Consider the following 12670-nt stretch of genomic DNA (forward strand, 5'->3'; position numbering starts at 1 on the left):
ATCTTGCGCAGCAGGATTCTAAACCTTTTTGTGTATTTATATTTTATATAATTAACCTGTATAAATACATGTCAGTAAATACAAAAAACGAGAGGATTAATTTTTCCTCAACGCAAACCAGGTTTGATTACCCTGACTTTTTAGAAGTACAAATTAAATCATTTAAGGATTTCTTCCAGTTAAACACCACGCCCGAAAAGCGGAAGGAGGAAGGATTGTCACGTGTATTCGAGGAAAATTTCCCGATTACTGATACACGTAATAATTTTGTACTCGAGTTTCTCGACTACCAGGTCGATCCGCCGCGATACTCTATTAACGAGTGTATTGAACGTGGTTTAACCTTCAGCGTGCCGGTAAAGGCAAAGCTGAAACTGTACTGTACCGACCCGGAACACGAAGATTTCGATACGGTAGTGCAGGATGTTTATCTGGGAACAGTGCCATACATGACCGAAAGAGGTACCTTTATTGTTAATGGTGCCGAAAGGGTTATTGTGTCGCAGTTGCACCGCTCACCGGGTGTATTCTTTGGTCAGAGTTTACACGCCAACGGTACAAAACTGTACTCGGCACGTATTATCCCGTTTAAAGGTTCGTGGATTGAGTTTGCAACCGACATTAACAGTGTCATGTTTGCATACATCGATCGTAAAAAGAAATTGCCTGTTACTACACTTTTACGTGCAATCGGCTACGAAAGCGATAAGGATATTCTTGAAATATTCAATCTTGCCGACGAAGTAAAAGTTTCGAAAACCGGTTTGAAAAAAGTTATTGGCCGCAAACTTGCTGCCCGCGTGCTTAAATCGTGGGTTGAAGACTTTGTGGACGAAGACACCGGCGAGGTAGTTTCAATTGAACGTAACGAGGTAATTATCGACCGGGAAACAATCCTTGAAGAAGATCATATTGAAGATATTCTCGAATCAGGTGTAAAAACAATCTTGCTTCATAAAGATGATCAGAGGCAACAGGATTATGCAATTATTTACAATACATTGCAAAAAGACCCCTGTAACTCTGAAAAAGAAGCGGTGCTTCACATCTACAGGCAGCTGCGAAACGCAGAACCGCCTGATGAAGCCACTGCCAGGGATGTCATTGATAAACTCTTTTTCTCCGATAAAAGATACGATCTCGGAGAAGTTGGCCGTTACCGGATTAATAAAAAATTAGGCCTCGAAGTGGAGGCTGAAAACCGGGTTTTGACCAAACAGGATATCATTGAAATTATCAGGTATCTGATTCAATTGGTGAATTCAAAAACCGATGTAGATGATATCGACCACCTGAGTAACCGCCGTGTGCGTACTGTGGGCGAACAAATGTACAACCAGTTTGGCATTGGGTTGGCACGCATGGCACGCACAATTCGTGAGCGAATGAATGTTCGCGATAACGAGGTTTTTACTCCAATTGATTTGATCAACTCAAAAACGCTTTCCTCGGTTATTAATTCATTTTTTGGGACCAACGCATTGTCTCAGTTTATGGATCAAACCAACCCGTTGGCAGAGATGACGCACAAGCGTCGTATGTCGGCACTTGGACCAGGCGGTTTGTCCCGCGAGAGGGCAGGTTTCGAGGTGCGCGATGTGCACTATACACACTACGGAAGACTGTGTCCGATTGAAACACCTGAAGGACCAAACATTGGTTTGATTTCTTCATTATGCGTGTTTGCAAAAATTACAGACCTTGGTTTTATTTCCACTCCCTACCGTAAAGTCGAAGACGGTAAAGTTGACCTTTCGGATGAAGGAGCTGTTTATTTAACAGCAGAAGAGGAAGAAGGCCGGATAATTGCACAGGCAAATGCGCCTATCGATGCAGATGGTTATTTCCTGAACCAGAAAGTAAAATCCAGACTCGACGGTGACTACCCATTAATTGACAAGGAAGAAGTTAACCTGATGGATGTTGGACCGAATCAGATTGCTTCGGTTGCAGCTTCGTTAATTACCTTCCTGGAGCACGATGATGCCAACCGTGCATTAATGGGATCGAACATGATGCGTCAGGCAGTACCGCTCCTGAGACCTGAATCTCCTATTGTGGGAACAGGGTTGGAAGGAAGGGCTGCAGCCGACTCACAGGTGCTTATAAAAGCCGAGTTCGACGGGGTGATTGAGTTTGTTGATGCCACACAGATTATTGTTCGTTACGATGTAACTGACGATGATCGTTTTGTTAGTTTCGACCCAGAGGTTGTAACTTACGAATTGCAGAAATATTCCAAAACAAACCAGGGAACTACTGTCGATTTAAAACCGATTGTAGAAAAAGGCGAAAGGATTACAAAAGGTCAGATTTTATCCGAAGGTTATGCCACTGAAAAAGGTGAACTGGCGCTGGGCCGTAACCTGATGGTGGCATTTATGCCCTGGCAGGGATACAACTTCGAGGATGCGATTGTAATTTCAGAACGCATTGTCCGCGAAGATGTTTTTACATCCGTTCATGTTGATGAGTACAGCCTTGAGGTTCGCGATACAAAACGAGGGTTGGAAGAATTTACTTCTGACATTCCGAACGTAAGCGAAGAAGCAACTAAAAACCTCGATGAAAACGGTCTTATTCGCGTGGGGGCAAATGTGAAACCGGGTGATATTCTCATCGGTAAAATTACTCCCAAAGGAGAATCGGATCCTTCACCCGAGGAAAAACTGTTGCGCGCAATTTTTGGCGATAAAGCCGGCGATGTGAAAGATGCATCACTTAAAGCTTCTCCTTCACTTTCAGGTGTTGTTATCGACAAAAAACTGTTCTCGAGAGTTGCAAAAGATAAAAAAGGCAAAACGGCTACCAAAGCACTTCTTGATCAGATTGACGAAAAATTTGACAACGAAATTGCCGCTTTGCGTGGCCGCCTCGAAGATAAATTATTTACACTCGTAAGCGGGAAAACTTCGCAGGGTGTTAAAGATTATTTCGGCACCGAGATAATTCCCAAAGGGGTTAAGTTTACCCTGAAACAGCTTCAGGAAATTGATTACCTGTCGGTTAATCCATCAAAATGGACAACTGACAAGCAGAAAAACGAATTGATTTTCAGGGTGATCAATAACTACATCATGAAGCACAAGGAAGCAGAAGCAATCGCACGCCGCGAAAGATATAATGTCACCATTGGTGATGAGCTTCCTGCAGGAATCATTCAGCTTGCCAAAATATTTATTGCCAAAAAACGCAAACTTCAAATTGGTGATAAAATGGCCGGACGCCACGGGAACAAAGGTATTGTATCACGCCTGGTGCGCCAGGAAGATATGCCATTCCTTGCGGATGGTACTCCTGTTGATATCGTACTCAACCCACTTGGTGTACCTTCAAGGATGAACCTCGGTCAGATTTATGAAACTGTTCTGGGATGGGCCGGAAAAGAATTGGGCGTTAAATTTGCAACCCCGGTTTTTGATGGTGCCACACTGGAAGAAATTACAGAATATACCGATAAAGCCAAAGTTCCCAGTTTCGGGAAAACAGTGCTTTATGATGGTGAATCCGGTGAGCCGTTCGACCAGCATGCTACAGTTGGTGTAATTTACATGATGAAACTGGGGCACATGGTGGAAGATAAAATGCATGCCCGTTCTATTGGTCCCTACTCACTTATTACCCAGCAACCTTTGGGTGGTAAAGCGCAGTTTGGTGGCCAGCGTTTTGGTGAAATGGAGGTATGGGCACTCGAAGCATTTGGTGCTTCTCATATTCTTCAGGAAATCCTTACCGTTAAGTCGGATGATGTTATGGGAAGGGCAAAAGCTTACGAAACAATTGTTAAAGGAGAACCGATGCCCCAACCTGGAATTCCTGAATCGCTCAACGTACTGTTGCACGAATTGAGAGGCCTGGGTCTCAGTATTAAGATGGAATAAAATTTCATCTTCATTTTATTGGTTCTGTTATAATGATTTTTAATTCAAATTATGGCATTCAGAAAAGATAACAAAGCAAAAGGTGGTTTCTCGAAAATTTCGATCAGTCTGGCTTCACCGGAAGAAATTCTGGAACGGTCATTCGGCGAAGTTTTGAAACCCGAAACAATAAATTACAGAACTTACAAACCCGAACGGGACGGCTTGTTTTGCGAGCGTATTTTTGGCCCTGTCAAAGATTACGAATGTCATTGCGGGAAATACAAACGTATCCGGTACAAAGGAATCGTTTGCGACCGCTGTGGTGTTGAAGTTACAGAGAAAAAAGTTCGTCGCGAACGCATGGGCCACATTGCACTGGTTGTGCCGGTGGCTCATATCTGGTACTTCCGTTCGTTACCGAATAAAATAGGCTATTTACTTGGCCTCCCAACCAAAAAGCTCGATTCAATTATTTATTACGAACGTTACGTGGTAATAAATGCGGGGGTAAAAGCAGAAGACGGCGTGAAACAGCTCGACTTTTTAACCGAAGAAGAGTACCTCGATATTGTGGATACCCTCCCGAAAGACAATCACATGCTCGACGATGAAGACCCGAATAAATTCATCGCCAAAATGGGAGCTGAGGCGCTTTACGAGATTTTGAGCAGAATCGATTTGGATGATTTGTCATTCACATTGAGGCACAAAGCCAATACCGAAACTTCTCAGCAACGTAAAAACGAAGCATTGAAACGTCTTCAGGTTGTTGAAGCATTCAGGGCAAGTAAAAACCTCAATCGCCCGGAATGGATGATTGTAAGAGTTGTTCCTGTTATTCCTCCCGATTTGAGGCCACTGGTTCCGCTCGATGGCGGGAGGTTTGCCACATCTGACTTGAATGACCTTTATCGCCGGGTAATTATACGTAATAACCGTTTGAAAAGGTTGATCGAGATTAAAGCACCCGAGGTAATCCTGAGAAACGAAAAACGAATGCTCCAGGAAGCTGTTGATTCGTTATTCGATAATTCAAGAAAATCGAATGCTGTAAAAACGGAAAATAACCGTGCCCTGAAATCACTCTCCGATAGTTTGAAAGGGAAACAAGGCCGCTTCCGCCAAAACCTGCTGGGTAAACGTGTTGACTATTCTGCACGTTCAGTAATTGTGGTGGGGCCAAAATTGAAAGTACACGAATGTGGGTTGCCAAAAGACATGGCCGCTGAGTTGTACAAGCCTTTCATTATCCGGAAATTAATTGAAAGAGGCATCGTGAAAACCGTTAAATCAGCTAAAAAAATAGTTGACCGGAAAGATCCCGTAGTTTGGGAAATTCTGGAAAATGTGTTGAAAGGTCATCCGGTAATGCTAAACCGTGCACCTACATTGCACCGGTTGTCAATCCAGGCATTCCAGCCTGTTTTGATTGAGGGTAAGGCAATTCAGTTGCACCCGCTGGTTTGTACCGGGTTTAATGCCGACTTCGACGGCGACCAAATGGCTGTTCACCTTCCATTGGGCAATGCTGCCATACTGGAAACACAGCTGCTGATGCTTGCTTCGCATAACCTGATGAACCCTGCAAACGGAGCACCTATTCAGGTTCCGTCGCAGGATATGGTTCTTGGTTTGTACTACATGACCAAACCACGTAAAGGTTCGAAAGGGGAAGGAATGACTTTTTATTCGCCTGAAGAGGTGATGATTGCTTATTCAGAAAGAGCTATCGACCTGCATGCTATCATCAAAGTGAAAGTGAAAGACATCGATGAAAACGGTGAGATTTTTAAACACATTATTGAAACTTCGGTAGGACGTGTTATTTTTAATGAATACGTTCCGATCAAAGCAGGATACATTAATCAGCTGCTTACCAAAAAGTCGTTGAGGACTATTATTGCCGATGTTTTCAAGAAATGCGGAAATGCTGAAACCGTAACTTTCCTCGATGCAATTAAGGACCTGGGATACAACATGGCTTACAGAGGTGGCTTGTCGTTTAACCTCGACGATGTTATTATTCCCGAAGATAAAGAAACAATTGTTGGCACTGGTTATCAGGAAGTTGAAGAAATTATCAGCAATTACAACATGGGATTTATTACCAACAACGAGCGCTATAACCAGGTAATTGATATCTGGACACATGCCAACTCGAAACTTACCAACTCGGTAATGAAAACCATTAGTACTGACAAACAGGGTTTCAACTCTATTTATATGATGCTCGACTCAGGTGCCCGTGGTTCGAAAGAACAGATCAGGCAGCTGTGCGGAATGAGGGGATTGATGGCCAAGCCACAAAAATCCGGCTCAACGGGTTCGCAAATTATTGAAAACCCGATTCTGGCAAACTTTAAAGAAGGGTTGTCCGTACTTGAATACTTTATTTCAACACACGGTGCCCGTAAAGGACTTGCTGATACCGCACTGAAAACTGCTGATGCCGGTTATCTTACCCGTCGTTTGGTTGATGTTTCGCAAGATGTAATTATTTCAGAAGAAGACTGCGGAACACTGCGCGGATTGGTTGCTACTGCCATTAAAAACAACGAAGAAGTTGTTGCATCGCTCTACGAACGTATTGTTGGAAGGACTTCTGTTCACGATATTTTCCATCCGTTGAATGGCGATTTAATTGTAAAATCGGGCGATACCATTACTGAAGAAGTAGCTGCTGCTATTGATGAATCGCCGATTGAGAGCGTGGAAATTCGTTCAGTACTTACCTGCGAATCAAAAGTAGGGGTTTGCTCGAAATGTTACGGAAGAAACCTGGCTACCGGCGACTTGGTTCAGAAGGGAGAATCTGTTGGTGTAATTGCTGCACAGTCAATTGGTGAGCCCGGAACACAGCTTACACTCCGTACGTTCCACGTTGGTGGTATTGCAGGTAACATTTCAGCACAATCTACTGTAGAAGCCCGTTACGACGGATATGCAGAAATTGAAGAGCTGCGGGCAGTAGAACAGAAATCTGAAGATGGCAAAACCCTTGATATTGTAGTGAGCCGTTTGGCCGAACTCAAAATTATTGATAAGAATACCAAAATTCCGTTGTCAACCCATACCATTCCCTACGGTTCAAAATTGTATGTGAAAAATGGCGAGGAGATAAGGAAAGGGAAACTTATTTGTGAGTGGGACCCGTTCAATGGTGTAATTATTACCGAATTTGATGGTAAAATTGAGTTTGAGAACTTAATCGATGGAATTACTTACCGCGAAGAATCGGACGAACAAACCGGTTACAGTGAAAAAGTAATTATCGAAACAAAAGATAAAACAAAGAACCCGACACTCAAAATTATGGACAAAGAGGGATCGATGATCCGCTCTTACAACTTACCTGTAGGTGGCCATATTGCTGTGTCGCAGGGACAAGCAGTGAATGCTGGTGAAGTTCTCGTGAAAATACCACGTGCTGCCGGTAAAGCAGGCGATATCACTGGTGGTCTGCCACGTGTAACCGAGCTTTTTGAAGCACGTAACCCATCCAACCCCGCCGTGGTTTCCGAAATCGACGGAGAGGTTTCACTGGGTAAAATCAAGCGTGGTAACCGCGAAATTATCATTACCTCAAAAGGCGGTGATGTCAAGAAATACCTCGTGCCGCTTTCAAAGCAGATACTGGTACAGGAAAACGACTACATCAGGGCTGGTACCAAGTTATCCGACGGTGCTACAACTCCTTCCGATATTCTCGGTATTAAAGGTCCAACTGCTGTTCAGGAATACATTCTTAACGAAGTTCAGGATGTGTACCGCATGCAGGGGGTAAAAATTAACGATAAGCATTTTGAAGTGATTATCCGCCAGATGATGCGGAAAGTAACCATCGAAGACCCGGGTGATACACGATTCCTTGAAAAACAGGTTGTTGACAAAAACGAATTTGTTTCGGAAAACGACTGGATATGGAATAAGAAGGTCATTGTGGAACCCGGTAATGCTGAAGGATTAAAAGCAGGTCAGATTATTTCGGCCCGCAGGCTCAGAGATGAAAATTCGCAACTCAGGAGAAAAGATAAAAAACTGGTTGAAGCAAGGGATGCCATCCCTGCAACATCAAGTCAGAATCTTCAGGGAATTACCAAAGCAGCGTTGCAAACGCGCAGCTGGTTATCGGCCGCATCGTTCCAGGAAACTACAAAAGTACTGAACGAAGCAGCTATTAACGGTAAAACCGATTATCTCGACGGGTTGAAAGAAAACGTGATTTGTGGCCACCTCATTCCGGCTGGAACCGGACTGAAAGAATACAAAAACCTGATTGTAGGCTCAAAAGAAGAATACGACAGGTTGGTGGATACAAGAAAAAATGATTAAGTACAATTATTATGGATGAGAAAAAACAAAAACAACAGCAATTGAATATTGAACTGAGTGAAGAAGTTGCACAGGGGATTTACTCTAACCTTGCAGTTATCACACACTCCAGTTCAGAATTTGTGGTTGACTTTGTACGGATAATGCCGGGCGTTCCCAAGGCAAATGTGAAATCGCGGGTAATACTTACCCCGGAGCATGCCAAGCGGTTGCTGCTGGCGCTGCAGGATAACGTTAAAAAGTTTGAAGCGCAGCACGGGCCTATAAAAAATATAAAGCCCGGATCCGACCCATCCATGCCGCCAATGAACTTTGGCGGGCCTACGGCACAGGCATAATTTTAAGAGAATAGTAAAAGAGGGAGTTCATTTTTTGAACTCCCTCTTTTGGTTAGTACAATCCATCAACGGAGAGGTATCTTTCTCCCACGTCATAACTAAATGTGAGTATTCGTGAACCTGCCGGCAATTCCTTAATTTTTTTTGCCACTGCAGCCAATGATGCCCCTGAGGAAATACCTACAAACAGGCCTTCCTCCCGGGCTGCTTTCCTGGAATATTCAAAAGCTTCTTCCTTTGATACTTCCACCGTGCCATCAAGCAGGTCTTTAATCAGTGTGTCAGGCATAAAACCGGGACCAATGCCCTGGATTTGATGCGGACCGGGATCTCCACCTCCAATCACCGGGCTGTCGGAGGGCTCAACAGCCAGTACTTTTAGCTTTGGGAACTCCTTTTTCAGCACTTCAGCCACCCCGCTGATATGGCCTCCTGTTCCTACGCCGGTAATCAAATAATCGATTCCTTCCGGGAAATCATCAATAATTTCTTTGGCTGTTTTTTTACGGTGAGCGTCGATGTTTGCCGGATTCGTAAATTGCGAAGGGATCCAGGAATCTTTGATTTCAGTGGCCAGTTCTTCAGCTTTGGCAATCGAACCTTTCATCCCTTTTTCTTTCGGGGTGAGTTTCAGTTCGGCTCCCAGCGCCATCAATACCTGGCGACGTTCTATTGTCATCGACTCAGGCATGGTAAGGATGAGACGGTAACCTTTCACTGCTGCCACCAGTGCCAGGCCAATTCCTGTGTTTCCCGATGTTGGCTCAATAATTACCGAACCGGGTTTTAACAGTCCCTTCTTTTCGGCATCTTCAATCATCGACAGGGCAATTCTGTCTTTTATGCTCCCGCCGGGATTGAACTTTTCAACTTTTACCCACACTTCAAAATCGGCAGGAAAAAGACGGGTCATTTTTACATGAGGCGTGTTGCCAATGGTTTCTAAAATGTTGTTTGCCTTCATAATTTTCTTTTTAAACGGTTAAAACAAAAAGGCCTTCCCATTTTCTGGGAAGGCCTTCGTTTATATAATTAATAATTGAATTTCAATTTATTATACAATCAACACCTTCCCGGTTTTTCGGAAACAGTAACAAATAATATTACACAAGGTGTTCATCATATTGCCGGCAATATATGTAATTTTTATTACTTCTAAATAAGAAGAGGCAAAAAAATTAGATTTTATTCCTGTTGCTCCTCTTCATTTTCCAGTTTCGCGCCGTATTTTTTCACGGCCCATTTAACTGCATAGTAGGAAATTACTATGATAACAGGCCAGCTCAGCATCCATAATATAGGTGTCGTGTACATATTTTTTAAATTTTCAATATTCAAATAGCAAAATACAATTAGATTCCAATAAACAATGTTCAAACTCCAAACATTCAGCCAATGTAATTTGGATTTTGACTTTTGGAATTTCTATTAATAAACATGCGATTCTTCTTTAATTTCCTGTTCTGTAATTTTTTCCCGGTTCATGGCGCGCCAAAAGTAGATAATGTAGGCCAGCACAAACGGAATCATTAGCGAAACGTAACTCATGGCCGTTAATGTAAATTTGCTTGACGACGCATTTTGTATTGTTAACGACGACTGCAAATCGTAAGCCGATGGGTAAAATGCGGTGTTGTTGAATCCGGCCATAATAAACAGGGCAAAAACAGTGAGCACAGTTCCCGAGCCGGCAAACCAAAAACCTTTGGTGCTGTGCTTAAACATAGTGGAGATGATTCCCCAGAGTACACCTGCGATCCCAACGAGTAAAATACCCGCAATTACCGGCATTTGAAGCAGGTTGTGCATGTATTTGTATTTTTCCATAAAAACCTCGCCCGTTTCCGGATTTACGGCAAACCCTTCTTTCAGCAGCAGCCATACCAGGAAGTACAGGAAGAAGATCAGGAATGTAGAGCCCGATAAAAAAAGTTGTTTTTGCGAACGGGCAACAATAAGATCATGGTCAACTGTGAAAATAAAATACAACAGGCCAAGTACCCGTGCCAAAAAGAACACCGACAATCCAAGTGCCACATTGTGAAATGTGAAAACGGCTTCCAAACCACGATAGGGAGTTTGCCAGATTACCTGGTTCATATCGTTCAGTGAAAACTGTGCGCCGTTAAAAAAGGTGCCCACCGCTGTTCCTATTAAGATGGTGCCCAGCAAACCGTTAATAACCAGGAATATTTCGTAGGTTTTTGCGCCCAGGAAATTGGCTGGTTTTTTACGGAATTCGTAAGCTACTGCCTGAATAATAAAAGCTGCAAGAATGAGCAGCCAAACCCAGTAGGCCCCGCCAAAACTGGTAGCATAAAACAGTGGAAAAGAAGCAAAGAAAGCGCCGCCAAATGTAACCAGCGTGGTAAAAGTAAATTCCCATTTCCGGCCCAGGGTGTTGAGTAAAATAGACTTTTCGTTTTCGTTTTTTCCTATTCGGTAAATCAATGTTTGTCCTCCCTGAACAAAAGTGAGGAAAACAAAAAGCGCACCCAGTACTGAAATGATTACCCACCAGTATTGTTGCAATGCTAAGTATGATAAATTTTCGAACATAATTTGTTTCCTCCTTTTTTAGTGTTTCGGACCAATTTTAATTTGACGGAACATGATTTTCAGCTCGGCAATAAGCAAAACTGTAAACAGGGCAGCAAACAGCCAGAAAGTTACCTGCACCGAGCCTGCACTAATCCGGGTTACACCGGCCATGGTTGGCATTAAATCCTGTACTACCCAGGGCTGGCGTCCAACTTCTGCAACAATCCATCCGGCCTGGCTGGCAAGGTATGCCAGCGGAATGGCAATGACAGCGAGCCGCAAAAACCACCGTTTTTCAGTTAATTGTCCTTTTATGAGGTAAAACAGCGACAATGCAAACAGCAGTACAAACATAAATCCGAGGCCAACCATCAGGTGAAAACTGTAGAAAGTGAGTGGTACATTGGGTATTAAATCGTTCACATCTTCAAAATAGCCATATCCGAAATATTTAAAGTAATTCTTCTGGAAGTCGTCGCTGGTGAGTTCAGCTTTTAGTGAATTGGCCAGTTCTTCGTTCTTCGCTTTTTTAGCCTCTTTAAACTCTGACAGTTTTGCAATGGCCACTTTCCCGCGTTCAATTTTTTCATTTGCGGGCATGTAACCGTACTTTTCGTTGCCGTCGATTAAATCATGAACCCCGGGAACAAAGGCGTTCCAGTCGAGAAAAGCCATGTAAGAAAGAAAATTCGGGATTTCAATTTTCATGGAGAAATCCTTCAGGTTTTCATTGTCCGGGTCGGTTTCGGTCGATGAAAACAACCCTACTGCCACCAGCCCGGCTCCTTCGGAACCATTGTACAATCCCTCGATTGCCGCAAATTTCATGGGTTGGTCGTTGGCAATGGTGCGGGTGGAGTTGTCGCCGGTAAGTACCAGGTAAACCGACGAAATGAGGCCGAAAACCGCTGCAATAAGAATACTCTTTTTTGCCAGAACAATTTCGCGCTTTTTAAGAATAAACCATGCCGAAACGCCAATCACAAAAATTGAAGCCAACACAAACCCCGATGATGTGGCGTGCAGCCATTTATCAACTGCAACCTGCGAGAACAGGATATCCCAGAAACTTTCCATTTCGTTACGGGCCGTTTCAGGGTTGAAAACCATGCCTACCGGTTTTTGCATCCAGCCGTTGGCAACCAGTATCCACAAGGCCGACATGTTGGCCCCGATGGCGGTTAACCAGGTGGCCAGCAGGTGCGTTTTTTTGCTCACTTTGTTCCAGCCAAAAAACATAATGGCGATGAAAGTGGATTCCATGAAAAAGGCAAAAATGCCTTCGATAGCCAGCGGCGCACCAAAAATGTCGCCCACAAACCAGGAGTAATTCGACCAGTTGGTGCCAAATTCAAACTCAAGAATAATACCGGTGGCCACCCCAATGGCGAAGTTAATGCCGAACAGGGTCATCCAGAATTTGGTTATTCGTTTCCACTCCTCATTGCCTGTTTTTACATACAGCGTTTCCATAAACGCGATAATAAAAGTTATACCCAGGGTGAGCGGCACAAATAACCAGTGGTACATGGCCGTGAGTGCAAATTGTGCCCTCGACCAGTTTACTAATGATAAATCTGCAATTTCAACCATTTC

7 protein-coding genes are annotated in these 12670 nt (G+C 43.6%); 3 read left to right on the forward strand and 4 right to left on the reverse strand.

Translation table 11 applies throughout. The features are described 5' to 3' along the window. The first annotated feature begins 68 nt into the window (after window positions 1-68). From rpoB to BUC07_RS04470, 3 genes are read left to right on the forward strand one after another with little or no spacing between them, the layout of a single operon-like run. Window positions 69-3881 carry a DNA-directed RNA polymerase subunit beta gene (gene rpoB, locus BUC07_RS04460; RefSeq protein WP_073166160.1) on the forward strand — a complete coding sequence of 1271 codons (3813 nt, stop codon included), beginning with the start codon at window positions 69-71 and terminating at the stop codon, window positions 3879-3881. Between the two features lie 51 nt (window positions 3882-3932). Further along, window positions 3933-8195, forward strand: coding sequence for a DNA-directed RNA polymerase subunit beta' (gene rpoC / locus BUC07_RS04465; RefSeq protein ID WP_073166163.1), 4263 nt, complete (start codon window positions 3933-3935; stop codon window positions 8193-8195). A gap of 11 nt (window positions 8196-8206) precedes the next feature. After that, window positions 8207-8533, forward strand: a complete 327-nt coding sequence (locus tag BUC07_RS04470) for a DUF3467 domain-containing protein (protein WP_073166166.1) — start codon at window positions 8207-8209, stop codon at window positions 8531-8533. A 52-nt stretch (window positions 8534-8585) separates the two neighbouring features. Here BUC07_RS04470 and cysK read toward each other — a convergent pair whose 3' ends face one another. The 4 genes from cysK to BUC07_RS04485 form a co-directional block, all read right to left on the reverse strand. Continuing rightward, entirely contained in the window at window positions 8586-9497 is a 912-nt protein-coding gene (cysK, locus tag BUC07_RS04475) for a cysteine synthase A (protein WP_073166169.1), read from the reverse strand. Between the two features lie 221 nt (window positions 9498-9718). Next, window positions 9719-9847, reverse strand: coding sequence for a hypothetical protein (locus tag BUC07_RS21415; RefSeq protein ID WP_262509487.1), 129 nt, complete (start codon window positions 9845-9847; stop codon window positions 9719-9721). A gap of 114 nt (window positions 9848-9961) precedes the next feature. Beyond that, on the reverse strand, window positions 9962-11092 hold the full coding sequence (gene cydB, locus BUC07_RS04480; RefSeq protein ID WP_073166172.1) for a cytochrome d ubiquinol oxidase subunit II: 1131 nt from the start codon (window positions 11090-11092) through the stop codon (window positions 9962-9964). An 18-nt stretch (window positions 11093-11110) separates the two neighbouring features. Next, window positions 11111-12667 carry a cytochrome ubiquinol oxidase subunit I gene (locus tag BUC07_RS04485; RefSeq protein ID WP_073166175.1) on the reverse strand — a complete coding sequence of 519 codons (1557 nt, stop codon included), beginning with the start codon at window positions 12665-12667 and terminating at the stop codon, window positions 11111-11113. Window positions 12668-12670 lie beyond the last annotated feature (3 nt).

Source organism: Tangfeifania diversioriginum (assembly GCF_900141875.1).
GTDB classification, from domain to species: Bacteria; Bacteroidota; Bacteroidia; order Bacteroidales; family Prolixibacteraceae; genus Tangfeifania; species Tangfeifania diversioriginum.